13 protein-coding genes are annotated in these 17,123 nt (G+C 35.7%); 12 read left to right on the forward strand and 1 reads right to left on the reverse strand.

Annotation, left to right across the window (positions count from 1 at the left end; translation table 11 throughout):
• From rimP to infB, 3 genes are all read left to right on the forward strand, one after another.
• Positions 1-346, forward strand: a 346-nt coding sequence (gene rimP, locus ACIQ6Z_RS06010; RefSeq protein WP_396210023.1) for a ribosome assembly cofactor RimP, incomplete at its 5' end; no start/stop codon positions are given.
• 15 nt (positions 347-361) lie between these two features.
• Positions 362-1,603 carry a transcription termination factor NusA gene (nusA, locus tag ACIQ6Z_RS06015; protein ID WP_396210024.1) on the forward strand — a complete coding sequence of 414 codons (1,242 nt, stop codon included), beginning with the start codon at positions 362-364 and terminating at the stop codon, positions 1,601-1,603.
• Between the two features lie 49 nt (positions 1,604-1,652).
• On the forward strand, positions 1,653-4,415 hold the full coding sequence (gene infB / locus ACIQ6Z_RS06020) for a translation initiation factor IF-2 (RefSeq protein WP_396210025.1): 2,763 nt from the start codon (positions 1,653-1,655) through the stop codon (positions 4,413-4,415).
• A 50-nt stretch (positions 4,416-4,465) separates the two neighbouring features.
• Here the strand turns inward: infB and ACIQ6Z_RS06025 are convergent, their stop codons facing one another.
• Entirely contained in the window at positions 4,466-4,855 is a 390-nt protein-coding gene (locus tag ACIQ6Z_RS06025; protein ID WP_396210026.1) for an SPOR domain-containing protein, read from the reverse strand.
• 211 nt (positions 4,856-5,066) lie between these two features.
• On the opposite strand from ACIQ6Z_RS06025, the gene ACIQ6Z_RS06030 reads away from it, so the two are divergent.
• From ACIQ6Z_RS06030 to ruvB, 9 genes are all read left to right on the forward strand, one after another.
• Entirely contained in the window at positions 5,067-6,341 is a 1,275-nt protein-coding gene (locus tag ACIQ6Z_RS06030; protein ID WP_396210027.1) for a c-type cytochrome, read from the forward strand.
• 32 nt (positions 6,342-6,373) lie between these two features.
• Complete coding sequence (locus tag ACIQ6Z_RS06035; protein WP_396210028.1) at positions 6,374-9,427, forward strand: TAT-variant-translocated molybdopterin oxidoreductase; 3,054 nt, start codon at positions 6,374-6,376, stop codon at positions 9,425-9,427.
• Positions 9,428-9,458: 31 nt separating this feature from the next.
• Positions 9,459-10,868: an NrfD/PsrC family molybdoenzyme membrane anchor subunit gene (gene nrfD, locus ACIQ6Z_RS06040; protein ID WP_396210029.1), complete on the forward strand. Its 1,410-nt coding sequence runs from the start codon at positions 9,459-9,461 to the stop codon at positions 10,866-10,868.
• Positions 10,869-10,872: 4 nt separating this feature from the next.
• Positions 10,873-11,397 carry a DUF3341 domain-containing protein gene (locus ACIQ6Z_RS06045; protein ID WP_396210030.1) on the forward strand — a complete coding sequence of 175 codons (525 nt, stop codon included), beginning with the start codon at positions 10,873-10,875 and terminating at the stop codon, positions 11,395-11,397.
• A 9-nt stretch (positions 11,398-11,406) separates the two neighbouring features.
• Positions 11,407-11,952: a c-type cytochrome gene (locus tag ACIQ6Z_RS06050; protein ID WP_396210031.1), complete on the forward strand. Its 546-nt coding sequence runs from the start codon at positions 11,407-11,409 to the stop codon at positions 11,950-11,952.
• A gap of 27 nt (positions 11,953-11,979) precedes the next feature.
• Positions 11,980-13,491 (forward strand): quinol:cytochrome C oxidoreductase, encoded by a 1,512-nt coding sequence (locus ACIQ6Z_RS06055; RefSeq protein ID WP_396210032.1) that lies wholly within the window; start codon positions 11,980-11,982, stop codon positions 13,489-13,491.
• Positions 13,492-13,511: 20 nt separating this feature from the next.
• The gene (locus ACIQ6Z_RS06060; RefSeq protein ID WP_396210033.1) at positions 13,512-14,660 is read left to right on the forward strand and encodes a cytochrome c oxidase subunit II; all 1,149 of its coding nucleotides are present in this window, start codon (positions 13,512-13,514) and stop codon (positions 14,658-14,660) included.
• Positions 14,661-14,689: 29 nt separating this feature from the next.
• On the forward strand, positions 14,690-16,456 hold the full coding sequence (locus ACIQ6Z_RS06065; RefSeq protein ID WP_396210034.1) for a cbb3-type cytochrome c oxidase subunit I: 1,767 nt from the start codon (positions 14,690-14,692) through the stop codon (positions 16,454-16,456).
• A 74-nt stretch (positions 16,457-16,530) separates the two neighbouring features.
• A partial coding sequence (ruvB, locus tag ACIQ6Z_RS06070; RefSeq protein ID WP_396210035.1) for a Holliday junction branch migration DNA helicase RuvB occupies positions 16,531-17,123 on the forward strand: 593 nt, incomplete at its 3' end.

Consider the following 17,123-nt stretch of genomic DNA (forward strand, 5'->3'; position numbering starts at 1 on the left):
TCAAGGAGTTAATCTTCAAGATTGTATTGATGTGAGTCGTGCTATTGAAAACCAACTCGACAGAGAAGAGCAAGATTTTTCGCTTGAAGTGGCTTCTGCAGGAGTATCAAGTCCGTTGAAATTTATACGACAATATAAAAAAAATATTGGAAGAACACTTAAGGTAAAAATTACCGATTCTGCAGATATTGAAGCAAAATTAGTGGCTGCGGATGAAGAAAAAATCACATTAGAATGGCAGGCAAGAGAGCCTAAAAAAATTGGAAAAGGAAAAGAAACAGTGGATAAAAAAGCTGAAATTCTTTATCAAAATATAAAAGAAGCAATTGTTATAGTATCATTTTAAAATAAAAAAGTTGACATGGAAAATATTGCATTAATAGAGTCGTTCTCAGAATTTAAAGACGACAAACTCATCGATAGAGTTACACTAATGGCAATTTTAGAGGAAGTATTTAGAAATGCTTTAAAAAAGAAATACGGTTCAGACGAAAATTTCGACATCATCATCAATCCGGATAAAGGAGATATGGAGATTTGGAGAAATCGTGTAGTGGTAGAAGACGGTGAAGTAGAAGATGAAAATTCTGAAATTTCATTATCAGAAGCCAGAAATATTGAGCCTGATTTTGAAGTTGGTGAAGACGTTTCAGAAGAAGTAAAATTATTCCAATTGGGAAGAAGAGCGATTTTAGCATTACGTCAAAATCTTATTTCTAAAATTCACGAACACGATAATACCAATCTGTACAAACAATTTAAAGATATTATTGGTGATATTTACACTGCTGAAGTACATCATGTTCGTCCAAAAGCAGTAATTTTGATGGACGACGATGGCAATGAAATCGTATTACCAAAAGAAAAACAAATTCCAAACGATTATTTCAAAAAAGGGGATAATGTAAGAGGGGTAATTGAAAATGTTGAATTGAAAGGAAACAAACCGCAAATCATCATGTCTAGAACGGCGCCTGATTTTCTTGAAAAATTATTTGAACAAGAAATTCCGGAAGTATTTGACGGATTGATTACCATTAAGAAGGTGGTTCGTATTCCGGGAGAAAAAGCAAAAGTAGCAGTAGATTCTTATGACGATCGTATCGATCCAGTAGGCGCTTGTGTTGGGATGAAAGGATCTCGTATTCATGGAATTGTTCGTGAATTGGGAAATGAAAATATTGACGTAATCAATTACACATCTAACCCGCAATTATACATCACAAGAGCTTTGAGTCCTGCTAAAGTTTCTTCGGTTAAAATTAATGAAGAAGCAAAAACAGCTGAAGTTTTCTTAAAAATTGAAGAAGTTTCTAAAGCGATCGGACGTGGCGGAAATAATATTAAATTGGCAAGTTTATTAACAGGCTATGAAATTGATGTTATTCGCGAAGGTGTAGCTGAAGAGGAAGATGATGTTGAATTAAGAGAGTTTTCAGATGAAATCGAATCTTGGATTATTGAAGAGTTCGAGAAAATTGGTTTGGATACGGCAAGAAGCGTATTAAAACAAGAAGTTTCAGATTTAGTAAGAAGAACAGATCTTGAAGAAGAAACCATTATAGATGTAATGAATGTTCTTAAAGAAGAACTGGAAGGTTAATCATCAACCGAACACACAACAACAACAAAGAATATTTTAAAAAGATTATATGTCTGAAGAAAGAGTAATAAGAATAAACAAGGTTTTAAGAGAGTTAAATATTTCTCTTGATCGAGCTGTGGATTTTTTAAAAGACAAAGGTCATGAAATCGAGTCGAGTCCAAACGCGAAGATCTCTCAAGAGGAGTATAAAGTCTTATGTGGTCAATTTTCTGCCGACAAAGGGAATAAGGTTGCCTCTCTTGAAGTGAGTGAAGAAAAGAGAAAAGAGAAAGAGGCACTGAAACGTGAACTTGAAAAAGAACAAGAATCAAAACGTTTGCAGGAGGAAGAGCGCCAAAGACAAGAAATTATCAAGGCCAAAGCAGTTGTTACTGCGCCTAAAGCTGTTGGTAAAATCGAACTCGATACCAAAAAACAAGTTGCTTCTGAAGCTCCTTCTAAGGAATCAAAAGATGAAGTGCCCGCAACCAAGTCTGTTTTTAAACCCAATAAAGAAGAAAATACGAAAGTTGAGAAAGTAGCTCTTGAAAAAACAGTTGCCAAGGAAGCTACAGAAGAAGGTGCTTCTGATGATGCGGGTGAAGAAAAAATAGAGACACAATATCACAAACTTTCTGGAGCTACTTTTACAGGTCAAAAAATTGATTTAACGCAATTTGACAAAGCCAAAAAGAAGAAAGAAGATTTCAAAAAAGAAATAAAAAAACCAGGCACCCCTCAAGCGGCAAATGCAGCTGGAGATGCCAATGCCAGTAAAAACAAGCGAAAAAGAATCATTAAGCCTGCTGGTCCTGGTGCTCCAGGCGGAAACAATCATGCGGGTGGTCCTAAGAAAGAGTTTGTAAAAGGCGGTGCAGGTGGATTTAATAAAGGTAAAAAGCCAATCATTCAAAAGGTAGAGCCTTCTGAAGAAGATGTAAAAAACCAAATTAAAGAAACTTTAGAGCGTTTACAAGGGAAAGGAAATAAATCAAAATCTGCAAAATACAGAAGAGATAAAAGAGATTCGCACCGTCAACGTGTAGACGATGAACTTCAGGCGCTTGAAGAAGGTAGTAAAACATTAAAAGTTACTGAATTTGTAACTGTTGGTGAAGTTGCTACCATGATGGATGTGCCGATTACAAAAGTAATTGGAACTTGTATGTCGCTTGGAATCATGGTAACCATGAACCAACGATTAGATGCAGAGACGTTATCAATTGTAGCCGATGAGTTTGGTTTTGAAGTAGAATTTATTACTACCGATATTGAAGAAGCAGCAGAAATTGTTGCCGATAACCCAGAAGATTTAGTACACAGAGCGCCTATTGTAACGGTAATGGGTCACGTAGATCATGGTAAAACCTCTTTACTGGATTACATTCGTAAAGCCAATGTAATTGCCGGAGAATCGGGTGGTATTACACAGCATATTGGTGCCTATAGCGTAATCTTAGAAGGGGGTGAAAAAATCACGTTTCTAGATACACCTGGACACGAAGCCTTTACTGCGATGCGTGCTCGTGGAGCGCAAGTTACCGATATTGCAATTATTGTTATTGCTGCAGATGATGACATCATGCCACAAACAAAAGAAGCGATCAGTCACGCACAAGCGGCAGGTGTTCCTATGATTTTTGCGATCAATAAAGTGGATAAGCCCAATGCAAATCCTGAGAAAATAAAAGAACAATTAGCCAGCATGAATTTGTTGGTGGAAGATTGGGGCGGAAAATATCAATCGCATGATATTTCTGCTAAGCAAGGAACAGGAGTAATCGAATTACTTGAAAAAGTATTGTTGGAAGCGGAAGTTTTAGAATTGACAGCTAATCCAAACAAACCTGCATTGGGGACAGTTGTGGAGGCTCAATTGGATAAAGGTAGAGGATATGTATCAACCATCTTAGTTCAAGCGGGAACCCTTCGTATTGGAGATTATGTGCTTGCTGGAAAAAATCATGGTAAAATTAGAGCCATGTTTGACGAGAGAGGTCATCAAATTAAAGAAGCAGGACCCTCGACTCCAGTATCAGTGTTAGGATTAGATGGAGCGCCTACAGCTGGTGACAAGTTTAACGTATATGAAGATGAAAGAGAAGCAAAACAAATTGCCGCGAAACGTACACAATTACAACGCGAACAATCGGTACGTACTCAAAAACATATTACACTTGCCGAAATTGGACGTCGTATTGCTTTAGGTCAATTTAAAGAATTAAACATCATCCTTAAAGGAGATGTGGACGGTTCTGTTGAAGCATTATCGGACTCATTCTCAAAATTATCGACAGAAGAAATTCAAATCAATATCATTCACAAAGGAGTAGGAGCCATTACCGAATCGGATGTATTGTTAGCTTCTGCATCAGATGCAATCATCATTGGATTTAATGTTCGCCCGCAAGGAAATGCGAAACAATTAGCCGATAAAGAAGAAATCGATATTCGTAACTATTCAATTATTTACGATGCTATTGATGACTTGAAAGATGCTATGGAAGGAATGTTATCTCCAGAAATGAAAGAAGAAATCACCGGAACGGCAGAAATTAGAGAAATCTTTAAAGTAACTAAAGTGGGTTCTATTGCGGGATGTATGGTTACAGATGGTAAAATCTTTAGAAATTCTAAAATTCGCCTCATACGAGAAGGAGTGGTTATTTATACAGGTGAGTTAGCTACGTTAAAACGTTTTAAAGACGATGTAAAAGAAGTGGCTAAAGGATATGATTGTGGTATGCAGATTAAGAATTATAACGACATAAAAGAGTATGATTTAATCGAAGCATTCCAAGAAGTTGAAGTGAAGAAAAAATTAAAATAATAGTATAGCTAGTATAAAAAAACGCCTTGCATTGCAAGGCGTTTTTTATTTTATTTCGTCGGTTTTATGATCAATGCTGTGGGGTATTTTTTCTTAATTTCGAGCAAAGCTTTTTCAACTTCAATGCGTGATTCAAAGTTTCCAACCCATACTTTATAATTTGGATTTGTATATACTATGGTTCCGTCAAAATCTTTAAATTCTTTCTTAAATTCTTGTAATTTCTTTTTAGAATCATCGCTATTTCCATAGGAAATTTGAATTTTATAGGTCTCGTTTGACGTTAATCCGAGATTTATTTTCCTTTTTTCTTTTAGAATTTGTTCAATTTTTGGATCTTGAATAACACTTGATTTTAAGTCTTGTCCAATCAATTTTTGAGCAAAAAATAAACATAGAATAAAGAAGAACAATAAGTTAGGTTTTTGTGATTTTTTCATCGCCTTTTTTTTTCATTACAAAAATACAATTTCATTCTATTGTTAGAAACATTATTGTTATTTAGAACAAATATAAATTACATTTTAAGATAAAAATTGGGTTTTAATAATAGTTCTAATATTGTATTTTTGTCGGAGTTTTTTAAAATTGGAGTTGAACTTAGTTTCATCTGTAATTGTGCCAAATAATTAGTTGATAATCATTTTAAATATGAAAAAGGTGGGTAACCATAAATCGTTTTCAAAGATTTTCTTCAGTTTAGCGTTAACGCTAACAATTTCTTTAACTGCATTTTCTCAAGATGCGGCAAAAGGTAAAGAAATTTTTAATGCCAATTGTGCTGCATGTCATAAATTAGATGCCAAATCTACGGGTCCTGCGCTTCGTGGAGTTGCGGCTAAGTATGATAAAGAATGGCTGTATAAATGGGTTAAAAACAGTGGAGAATTAATCAAGTCAGGAGATGCACAAGCTGTAAAAGTTTTCGAAGAAAACAACAAAGTTGCTATGACGGCATTTCCGCAATTGTCTAATGAAGACATTGACAATATTTTAGCATATACTTCTGAAGAAGCTCCGGCTCCAGCAGCTCCAGTTGCGGGTGCTCCTGTTGCTGGTACTGATAGTGCTGATCAAAATGGGGTGTCTAACAATGTGATCCTGGGTGTACTTGCATTTGTTATGCTAATGTTAGTTGTTATGTTGTATTTAGTATACAGCATGTTAACTAAAATTGCAGACGCTAAAGGGATTGAAATTGTTAAGAAGAATCGCTCATTAATGGGATTGTTTACAGCATATGCTAAAAATCAATTTTTAGTATTAGTATCTGTAATACTGTTTTTATTGGTTAGTGCATATTTTGCATATGGTTATTTGATGCAAATTGGAGTAGATCAAGATTATGAACCGATCCAGCCAATTCATTATTCGCACCGTATTCATGCGGGAGAAAATGGAATTGATTGTAAATATTGTCATTCATCAGCGCGAGTAAGTAAGCATGCGGGTATTCCGTCTTTGAATGTGTGTATGAATTGTCATAAAAACATTAGTGAAGTGGCAGAAACTACCGCTACAGAAGAGCATTCAAAAGCATTTTATGATGCACAAATTGCAAAGTTATATGATGCAGTTGGATGGGATAAATCATTGCAAAAATATACTGGAAAAACAAAACCTGTTAAATGGGTTAGAATTCACAACTTACCGGATCACGTATATTTCAATCACTCGCAACACGTAACGGTTGCAGGAGTAGAATGTCAAACATGTCATGGTCCTGTAGAAGAATATGAATTCCAAAAACAATTTGCGCCATTAACTATGGGATGGTGTATTAATTGTCACAGAGAAACAAATGTGAAAGTAGAAGATAATGCTTACTACAAAAAAATACATGAAGAACTTTCTAAAAAATATGGGGTGTCGCAATTAACTGCTGCGCAAATGGGAGGTTTAGAATGTGGAAAATGTCACTATTAATAAAATAATTTAAGAAGCTAATATACTATACAATGGCATCAAACATAAAATACTGGAAAAGTGTTGAAGAGCTAAACGAAAATAGTTCTATTGTTGAGACGCTAAGAAACAACGAGTTTGTGGAACCAATTCCGGTTGAGGAATTTTTAGGAGATAAAGAATCATTATCTTCTTCTTCAACTACTCGTCGTGACTTTTTAAAATATGTTGGATTTAGCACAGCAGCTGCATCTTTAGCAGCGTGTGAGGGTCCTGTAGTAAAGTCAATTCCTTACGTAGTTCAACCAGAAGAAATTATTCCGGGTGTTGCTGATTATTATGCAACTACTATGGCAGACGGTTTTGATTTTGCTAATATTTTAATCAAAACTCGTGAGGGTCGTCCTATTAAAGTTGAAAACAATAATTTAGCGGGATCAAGAACTGGAGCAAATGCTAGAGTTCATGCTTCTGTACTTTCATTATATGATAGTTTGCGTTTGAAAAGTCCAAAAATTGCAGGTAAAAATGCAACTTGGACGGATGTTAATGCAAACGTAAAAGCTAGTTTAGAAGAAGCAAAAGCAAAAGGTGGAAATGTTGTGGTTTTGACCAACACAATGGCAAGCCCATCAACGGATGCACTTCTTGCTTCCTTTATGGCAAAATATCCTACTACAAAACATGTAGTATATGACGCAGTATCTGAATCTAGTACTTTAGATGCATTTCAAGCGGTATATGGTGTGAGAGCCATGGCTAATTATGATTTTTCAAAAGCAGATGTACTTGTTTCTGTTGGAGCTGATTTCTTAGGAGATTGGCAAGGTGGTGGTTTTGATGCAGGCTATGCTCAAGGTCGTATACCTAAAAACGGATTGATGTCTAAACACATACAAATTGAAGCCAATATGTCATTAGCAGGTGCTAATGCAGATGTTAGAATTCCTTTGAATATTGCGGCTCAAAAACAAGCTTTAGTTAAAATATACAATATTATCACAGGTGCGGCTGTTGGGACATCCAAAATAGATAAATACGAAGAAGCAGTTGTTAAAGCGGCGAAACAATTAAAAGCTGCTGGAAACAAAGGTGTATTAGTAACTGGTTTAGACGATGTAAATGCACAGTTATTAGCATTAGCGATTAATAATGCTTTACAAGCCCAAGCATTTAACCCTTCTGATGCTATTCTTACAAGAAAAGGAGATGCAAAAGCGGTTGCTCAATTAGTTGCCGATATGAAAGCAGGCAAAATTCATACCTTAATTATGAACGGTGTAAATCCTGCATATACTTTAGCAAACTCAAGTGAGTTTGTTGCGGCATTAAAATCAGTTAAATTATCTGTTGCTTTCTCTATGAAAGAGGATGAAACGTCAAGTGTAACTTCAATAGCTGCTGCTGCACCACATTATTTAGAATCTTGGGGAGATGTAGCAATGACTAGAAGTAATTATAGTATTGTTCAGCCAACTATACAAACTATTTTTAACACAAAACAATTCCAAGATGCTTTATTAACTTGGACAGACAATTCGGTTTCATATTACGATTTCTTGAAATCGTTTGCTACTACTTCGTTAGCTGGTAAAACATGGAATCAAGCTGTTCACGATGGTTTTGTAGCTTCAATTGCAAGCCCGTTAGCTGCTTCGGCCGCTAATTATGGAGCTGCTGCAAGTGCTTTAGCACAAGCAAAGGCTTCAAATTTTGACTTGGTATTGTATACAAAAGTTGGAATGGGAGACGGCCAACAAGCAAACAATCCTTGGTTGCAAGAGTTTCCAGATCCAATCACAAGAGTTTCTTGGGATAACTATGTAACCATGTCTAAAGCAGATGCAGAAGCTAACGGTTTTAAAAACTGGAATGTTGCTAATGGTGGTTTAAACGGAAGTTATGCTACCATTAAAGTAGGAAATGCAACGCTAGAAAACGTTCCTGTTGTAATTCAACCCGGTCAAGCTAAAGGAACTTTAGGTTTGGCTTTTGGATATGGTAAAAAATTAGGTTTAAAAGAAGAAATGCAAGTGGGTGTAAATGCGTATGCTTTATATACTAACTTAAATGCAAATCAATCAGCTACTATTGTGGTTGCAGAAGGCGAACATGAATTTGCATGTGTGCAGCTGCAAAAAACCTTAATGGGAAGAGGAGATATTGTTAAAGAAACTACATTAGAAGTATTCAATACCAAAGATGCTAAAGAGTGGAATCCAATTCCGATGGTGTCTTTAGATCATAAACCAACTGCAGCTACTGAAGTTGATTTATGGGAATCATTTGATCGTTCAACAGGTCACCATTTCAATTTGTCAATTGATTTGAATGCGTGTACGGGATGTGGAGCTTGTGTTATCGCTTGTCATGCAGAAAATAACGTACCCGTTGTTGGAAAATCAGAAGTTAGAAGAAGTAGAGATATGCACTGGTTGCGTATTGATAGATATTATTCATCGGAAGCTACCTTTTCAGCAGATGTTGAATTAAAAGAAGGAACTTCAGGATTAATGAATTCAATCGATACCTTCACAGGTATGGAAGATCCATCAGAAAATCCACAAGTTGCTTTCCAACCTGTAATGTGTCAACACTGTAACCATGCTCCTTGTGAGACGGTTTGTCCTGTGGCGGCTACATCCCATGGTAGAGAAGGTCAAAATCATATGGCATACAACAGATGTGTGGGTACACGTTACTGTGCAAACAACTGTCCGTATAAAGTAAGACGTTTCAACTGGTTCTTGTACAATAAAAATAGCGAGTTTGATTATCATATGAATGATGATTTAGGTCGTATGGTTCTTAATCCAGACGTTAACGTTCGTTCTCGTGGGGTTATGGAAAAATGTTCCATGTGTATCCAAATGACACAAGCCGTTAAGTTAAAAGCTAAACGCGAGGGAAGATTGGTTGGAAAAGATGAATTCCAAACGGCTTGTTCTGCAGCATGTACTAGTGGGGCTATGAAGTTTGGTGATGTAAATGATGAGACTTCTGATGTTGCCAAATTATTGGAAGACGAAAGAATGTATCATTTATTAGAGCATATTGGAACAAAACCAAACGTGATGTATCACGTAAAAGTTAGAAACGATAAATAAGTATTAATTAACAGAAACAATATAAAGGATTATGTCGTCTCATTACGAAGCACCCATTAGAAAACCGTTAGTAGTAGGAAGTAAATCTTACCACGATGTAACGGTAGACGTAGCTAGACCTGTAGAAGGTAGAGCAAACAAGCAATGGTGGACAGTATTTTCAATCGCATTAGCCGCTTTCCTATGGGGATTAGGTTGTATGGTTTATACTATTTCTACTGGTATTGGAACATGGGGATTAAATAAAACAGTAGGTTGGGCTTGGGATATTACCAACTTCGTTTGGTGGGTAGGTATCGGTCATGCCGGAACTCTTATCTCAGCCGTATTATTATTGTTCCGTCAAAAATGGAGAATGGCGATTAACCGTTCTGCAGAAGCAATGACAATTTTTTCTGTCGTTCAAGCGGGATTATTTCCAATCATCCACATGGGTCGTCCATGGTTAGGATATTGGGTATTACCTATTCCAAATCAATTCGGATCTTTATGGGTGAATTTTAATTCACCATTATTATGGGACGTATTTGCAATTTCTACCTATTTATCGGTATCCTTAGTGTTCTGGTGGACTGGATTATTACCTGATTTTGCGATGTTACGTGATAGAGCGGTAACTCCATTTACAAAAAGAGTATATTCGATTTTATCTTTTGGATGGTCGGGAAGAGCAAAAGACTGGCAACGTTTTGAAGAAGTTTCATTAGTTTTGGCTGGTTTAGCTACTCCACTTGTATTATCAGTTCACACTATTGTATCTTTTGACTTTGCTACTTCGGTAATTCCAGGATGGCATACTACAATTTTACCACCCTACTTCGTAGCGGGAGCAATTTTCTCTGGATTTGCAATGGTAAATACCTTGTTGATCATCATGAGAAAAGTATCGAACTTAGAAGATTATATCACTGTGCAACACATCGAATTAATGAACATTGTAATTATGATTACAGGTTCTATAGTAGGTTGTGCATACATTACAGAGTTATTTGTGGCTTGGTATTCTGGAGTTGAATATGAACAGTATGCTTTCTTAAATAGAGCTACAGGTCCTTACTGGTGGTCATACTGGTTGATGATGACTTGTAATGTAATTTCTCCACAAGTAATGTGGTCTAAGAAAATTAGAACAAACATTATGGCTTCTTTTATCATTTCAATTGTGGTAAACGTAGGAATGTGGTTTGAGCGTTTTGTAATTATCGTAACTTCATTACATAGAGATTATTTACCATCTTCATGGACGATGTTCCAACCAACTTTTGTTGATGCGGGTATCTATATTGGAACAATTGGATTCTTCTTTGTATTGTTCTTATTATACTCTAGAAGTTTCCCTGTAATTGCACAAGCAGAAGTAAAAACAATTTTGAAATCTTCTGGAGATAATTACAAGAAAGAAAGAGAAGCAAACGGTAACAATCATTCAGATAATCATTAATATTATGAGTAATAAAGTAATACACGCGATATATAATGATGATGATGTTTTAATGGATGCTGTAAAACAAACCAGAGCAGCGCATCATCATATTGAAGAAATATATACTCCATTTCCAGTTCACGGATTGGATAAAGCAATGGGGTTAGCTCCAACACGAATTGCTATTGCGGCATTTCTATACGGAATAACGGGACTTTCAATTTACACTGCTTTGATGAATTTCATTATGATTCAAGATTGGCCCCAAGATATTGGAGGCAAGCCAAGTTTTAGTTATATTGATAATATGCCTGCATTTGTACCTATCATGTTCGAAGGAACCGTTTTTTTTGCAGCCCATTTAATGGTTATTACTTTTTATATGAGAAGTAAATTATGGCCATTCAAAAAAGCTGAAAATCCAGACGTAAGAACTACAGACGACCATTTTTTAATGGAAGTAGGAATTAATGGAAATGAAGAAGAATTGGTTTCATTTTTCACGAGTACTGGAGCAGTAGAAGTTAAAGTAATTGAAAAGCATTAAGAAGGAGTTATGAAAAGATTATATAAAATAGTAGCAGTAGTAGGTTTGTCTTTAGTGGCAACTTCATGTTTCGATAAATCTAAGCCTAACTATCAGTTTTTTCCAAACATGTATGAAGCAGTTTCTTATGAAACCTATTCTGAGCATAAAGTATTTAAAGGTGGCGTGGAAGCTCAAATTCCTGCAAAAGGATCTATTAAAAGAGGTTTTATGCCTTATGATATTCCAAATACTCCTGAAGGATATGCATTGGCCAAAGCATCCTTACAATCACCATTAGATTCGTTAAGTTTGGACGCAGAAAAAGGGAAGACTTTGTACAATGTTTATTGTGCCATTTGTCATGGTGAAAAAGGAGATGGAAAAGGAAATTTAGTAGTCAAAGAGAAATTTCTTGGTGTACCAAGTTATAAAGATAGAGAAATTACAGACGGAAGTATTTTTCACGTAGTAACTTATGGATTAAACTCTATGGGATCTCACGCAAACCAATTGTCTCAGGAAGAAAGATGGCAAGTTGCGGATTACGTTTTAAAATTAAAAGCTGGATTATAATAATAAAACCTTTTGAAAATAATAGATATGTACACGTTTTCAAGTAAATTAAAAACATTTTCATTTGTCTTAATGGCTCTAGGAGTTGTTGGAATAGTTGTAGGATTTTTAAATGCTCCTAAAACTATTGAAGATGTTGAAAAATTGTTAGCAGACAGTCACCATAGCGAGGCTTCTCATACCGATAAAGTTGCACATGATGCACATGCCGTTCATGTTGTAGAACCTTCTCATTCTGAAGTTCATGCTACTATAGCAGATTCTACAAAAACAACAGCTGTTGATACCTTACATGCGGAAGAAACTATTGTTGATAGTGCAGCCGTTGCTGCAGTTGCTGCAGCTGAAACACATACAGATGATCATGATGCTCATCATAAAGAAGACGTTGCTCATAGCGGAGACGAACATAAAAAACATTTAGAACACGTTTTACATCAATTACAGAATAAGCCATGGGCTGCTTTGTATGTTGCTTGTATTTTCTTTATGTTGATTTCATTGGGTGTACTTGCTTTTTATGCGATACAGTATGCAGCTCAAGCGGGATGGTCTCCAATTTTATTTAGAGTAATGGAAGGAATCACGGGATATTTATTGCCAGGTTCAATTATTTTCTTCGTGTTGTTAGTTGCTGCTACTATGCATTGGGGTCATAATCATTTATTTGTTTGGATGGATCCAGAAGTAATCAATCCAGAATCTGTACATTTTGATAAACTTATTTTCCAGAAAAAAGGATGGTTAAACGTGGTTAGATTTTTAGTAACTGCTGTTATCTTCTTAGGAGTTTGGAATTGGGTTCGATTTAAATTCAGACAAAATTCTATTGCTCAAGATTCGGCTTCAGATAATGCACCATACAAGAGAAATTTCAAATTAGCGGCTTTCTTTTTAGTATTCTTCATTGTTTCTGAGTCAATGATGTCCTGGGATTGGATTATGTCTGTAGATCCACACTGGTACAGTACATTATTTGGATGGTATGTATTCGCAAGTTTCTTTGTAAGTGGAATTACCGTAATTGCAATGACAACTTTATATTTAAAATCAAAAGGATATTTAGAACAAGTAAATACTAGCCATATTCATGATTTAGCGAAATTCATGTTTGGAATCAGTGTTTTTTGGACGTATTTATGGTTCTCTCAATTCATGTTGATTTGGTATTCAAATATTCCAGAAGAGGTTACTTATTTTGTAACTCGAATTGAACATTATAAATTACCATTCTTTGGAATGTTAGCACTGAACTTCATTTTCCCATTGTTGATTTTAATCAATACAGATTTCAAACGATTAACATGGGTTGTTGTAATGGCAGGAACTGTAATCTTGTTTGGACATTATATTGATTTCTTCAATATGATCATGCCAGCAACAGTAGGTGATCAATGGTTCATTGGTATTCCAGAAATTGGTTCCTTATTATTTTTCTTAGGATTGTTCATTTTTGTAGTATTTACTACATTAACAAAAGCACCACTTGTGGCGAAAGGAAATCCTTATATGGAGGAAAGTAAACATTTTCATTATTAATAGTTAAAAAGAAATAAAAAATGACAAGTTTCTTGGTATTTACAGTTTTAGTTTTAATCGGAATAGCCTTATGGCAATTGACTAAAATTTATGATTTGACTCAATTTGGAACTGCTTCTGAAAATTCAGAAGTTGCTAACGATAAAGATAATAGTGTTAATGGTTATTTGATGTTTGCCTTTGTTGGTTTCATTTATGTATTTACCATCTATTCATTATATGCATGGGGTGATTTAATTTTAGGTACTCCAGCTTCTGAACATGGTAAAGACGTTGATAGCCTTATGGCAATTTCTATGGCATTGATTTTCTTTGTTCAAACTTTTACACAGTTCTTATTGCATTATTTTGCATTCAAGTACAGAGGAAAAGAAGGTCAAAAAGCACTATATTTTGCAGACAATAATAAATTAGAAGCCATTTGGACCATTATACCAGTTATTGTATTGGCAGGATTGATTATGTATGGTTTATACACATGGAATAATATAATGTTTGTAGACGAAGAAGACAAACAAGATGCTATTGTAATCGAATTATATGCTAAACAATTTGGTTGGGAAGCTCGTTATGCTGGTGAAGATAAAACTTTAGGAAAAGCTAACGTTCGATTAATAGAAGGTATCAATACCTTAGGAGTTGATTTAGCCGATCCAGCTGCACAAGACGATAAGGTAGTAACTGAATTGCACTTGCCTGTTGGTAAAAAAATTATCTTTAAAATGCGTTCACAAGACGTATTGCACTCGGCTTACATGCCTCACTTTAGAGCTCAAATGAACTGTGTGCCAGGGATGATTACACAATTCTCTTTTACACCATCGGTTACTACTGCCGACATGAGAAATGACGAAGCTATTATAGCCAAAGTGGATAAAATCAACAAAATTAGAACTAAAAACAGTGCTAAAATTGTTGCCGAAGGCGGTGTTGCTTTAGATCCTTACACCTTTGACTATTTGTTATTGTGTAATAAAATCTGTGGCGCTTCTCACTACAACATGCAAATGAAAATTGTAGTGGATACACCTGAAGAATACAAAGCTTGGTTAGCTGAAAAACCTACATTAGCGCAACAATGGAAAGAAGCCAATGCTCCTCAACCCTTTGAAGCAGCAGGAACTCCTGCCGTAGATTCTACAAAAGTTGTTGCTCAAGTTATTAAATAAGAATTTTTATCACATATAATAGAATTAATATGTCACACGATCACGGTCATCATAAAGAAACATTCATTACTAAATATATTTTTAGTATTGATCACAAAATGATAGCGAAGCAATACCTTATCTCTGGATTATTAATGGGTATTGTAGGAGTTGTTTTATCTTTATTCTTCCGTATGCAAATTGCATGGCCAGAAGAATCTTTCGGAATTTTCAAAGTATTCCTAGGAGATAATTTTGCGCCAGACGGAGTAATGCGTAATGATATTTACTTGGCGTTGGTAACTATTCACGGTACTATCATGGTATTTTTTGTACTTACCGCTGGTTTGAGTGGAACTTTTAGTAATTTATTAATTCCATTGCAAATTGGGGCACGTGATATGGCTTCCGGATTTATGAACATGTTGTCTTTCTGGATGTTCTTTGTTTCTTCTGTCATCATGTTAGCCTCTTTGTTTGTAGAATCTGGGCCAGCCTCTGCGGGTTGGACAATTTATCCTCCATTGAGTGCCTTGCCGCAAGCGATACCAGGGTCTGGATTAGGAATGACCTTATGGTTGGTTTCCATGGCTATCTTCATTGCCTCTTCACTTATGGGATCCTTGAACTATGTGGTTACTGTAATCAATTTAAGAACTAAGGGAATGACCATGACGAGATTGCCATTGACAGTTTGGGCTTTCTTCGTAACGGCTATCATTGGAATTGTATCTTTCCCGGTATTATTTTCTGCAGCCTTATTATTAATTTTTGATAGAAGTTTTGGAACATCATTCTTCTTATCCGATATTTTCATTCAAGGTGAAGTATTACATTACCAAGGAGGATCTCCGGTATTATTCGAACACTTATTCTGGTTCTTAGGACACCCTGAAGTATACATTGTATTGTTACCAGCATTAGGGATTACCTCTGAAATTATTGCTACCAACTCTAGAAAACCAATTTTTGGTTACCGTGCGATGATTGCTTCTATTTTAGCAATCGCATTCTTATCAACTATTGTATGGGGTCACCATATGTTTATTTCGGGTATGAATCCTTTCTTAGGTTCTGTGTTTACCTTTACAACATTATTAATTGCAATTCCATCTGCTGTAAAAGCATTTAATTATATCACAACACTTTGGAAAGGTAACTTACAGTTAAATCCTGCTATGTTATTTTCTATTGGATTGGTTTCTACTTTCATCACGGGAGGATTAACCGGAATCATTCTTGGAGATTCAACGTTGGATATAAACGTGCACGATACGTATTTCGTAGTAGCTCACTTCCACTTAGTAATGGGTATCTCTGCTTTATACGGATTCTTTGCTGGTGTTTACCACTGGTTCCCAAAAATGTTTGGTAGAATGATGAATAAAAACTTAGGGTATGTTCACTTTTGGGTAACTGCTGTTTGTGCTTATGGCGTTTTCTTCCCAATGCACTTTATTGGAATGGCTGGTTTACCTAGACGATACTATACCAATTCAGCTTTCCCATTATTTGATGAATTAGCTGATGTGAACGTTTTAATTACGATTTTTGCTATCGTGGGTGCGGCGTTCCAAATCGTTTTCTTCTGGAACTTCTTCTACAGTATTTTCTATGGTAAAAAAGCACCACAAAATCCATGGAGATCTAATACTTTGGAATGGACTACTCCAGTTGAACATTTACATGGAAACTGGCCTGGAGAAATTCCTGAAGTTCACAGATGGCCATATGATTACAGTAAACCAGGTCATGATGAAGACTTTGTTTCTCAAATCACACCAATGAAAGAAGGAGAAGAAGTGTTACACCACTAAGATTTTCCCAACTATATACAAACCTCTCCAATTCGGAGAGGTTTTTGTTTTATAAGTTTACTATCTTTGTTTTTATGAATGAAAATTTGAATCCCAATAAAGAATCCTTTTCTCCACAAGAAATAGATATCGAAAAAGCGTTGCGTCCGTTAAGTTTTAATGACTTTGCTGGACAAGAACAGGTTTTGGAAAATCTAATTGTTTTTGTGCAGGCTGCCAATTTGCGAAATGAAGCTTTAGACCATACCTTGTTTCATGGACCTCCAGGTTTGGGTAAAACCACGTTAGCTAATATTTTAGCCAATGAATTGGGAGTGGGCATTAAAATTACTTCGGGGCCTGTATTGGATAAACCGGGGGATTTGGCCGGACTATTGACCAATTTGGAAGAACGAGATGTCTTATTTATTGACGAAATTCATCGTTTAAGCCCAATCGTTGAAGAATATTTGTATTCGGCTATGGAAGATTTCAAAATTGACATCATGATTGAATCGGGTCCCAATGCAAGAACCGTCCAAATCAATTTAAATCCGTTTACGTTAGTTGGTGCCACCACGCGTTCCGGCTTATTAACAGCACCTATGCGTGCTCGTTTTGGAATTCAGAGTCGCTTACAATATTACAATACCGAACTTTTAACCACGATTGTTCAGCGAAGTGCAGC

This window comes from Flavobacterium sp., assembly GCF_044376915.1.
Lineage (GTDB): Bacteria > Bacteroidota > Bacteroidia > Flavobacteriales > Flavobacteriaceae > Flavobacterium.

Bases quoted from the DNA above. Each gene is read 5' to 3' on its own strand.
- nusA (WP_396210024.1), top strand. From the start codon at position 362: ATGGAAAATATTGCATTAATAGAGTCGTTCTCAGAATTTAAAGACGAC.
- infB (WP_396210025.1), top strand. From the start codon at position 1,653: ATGTCTGAAGAAAGAGTAATAAGAATAAACAAGGTTTTAAGAGAGTTA.
- ACIQ6Z_RS06025 (WP_396210026.1), bottom strand. From the start codon at position 4,855: ATGAAAAAATCACAAAAACCTAACTTATTGTTCTTCTTTATTCTATGT.
- ACIQ6Z_RS06030 (WP_396210027.1), top strand. From the start codon at position 5,067: ATGAAAAAGGTGGGTAACCATAAATCGTTTTCAAAGATTTTCTTCAGT.
- ACIQ6Z_RS06035 (WP_396210028.1), top strand. From the start codon at position 6,374: ATGGCATCAAACATAAAATACTGGAAAAGTGTTGAAGAGCTAAACGAA.
- nrfD (WP_396210029.1), top strand. From the start codon at position 9,459: ATGTCGTCTCATTACGAAGCACCCATTAGAAAACCGTTAGTAGTAGGA.
- ACIQ6Z_RS06045 (WP_396210030.1), top strand. From the start codon at position 10,873: ATGAGTAATAAAGTAATACACGCGATATATAATGATGATGATGTTTTA.
- ACIQ6Z_RS06050 (WP_396210031.1), top strand. From the start codon at position 11,407: ATGAAAAGATTATATAAAATAGTAGCAGTAGTAGGTTTGTCTTTAGTG.
- ACIQ6Z_RS06055 (WP_396210032.1), top strand. From the start codon at position 11,980: ATGTACACGTTTTCAAGTAAATTAAAAACATTTTCATTTGTCTTAATG.
- ACIQ6Z_RS06060 (WP_396210033.1), top strand. From the start codon at position 13,512: ATGACAAGTTTCTTGGTATTTACAGTTTTAGTTTTAATCGGAATAGCC.
- ACIQ6Z_RS06065 (WP_396210034.1), top strand. From the start codon at position 14,690: ATGTCACACGATCACGGTCATCATAAAGAAACATTCATTACTAAATAT.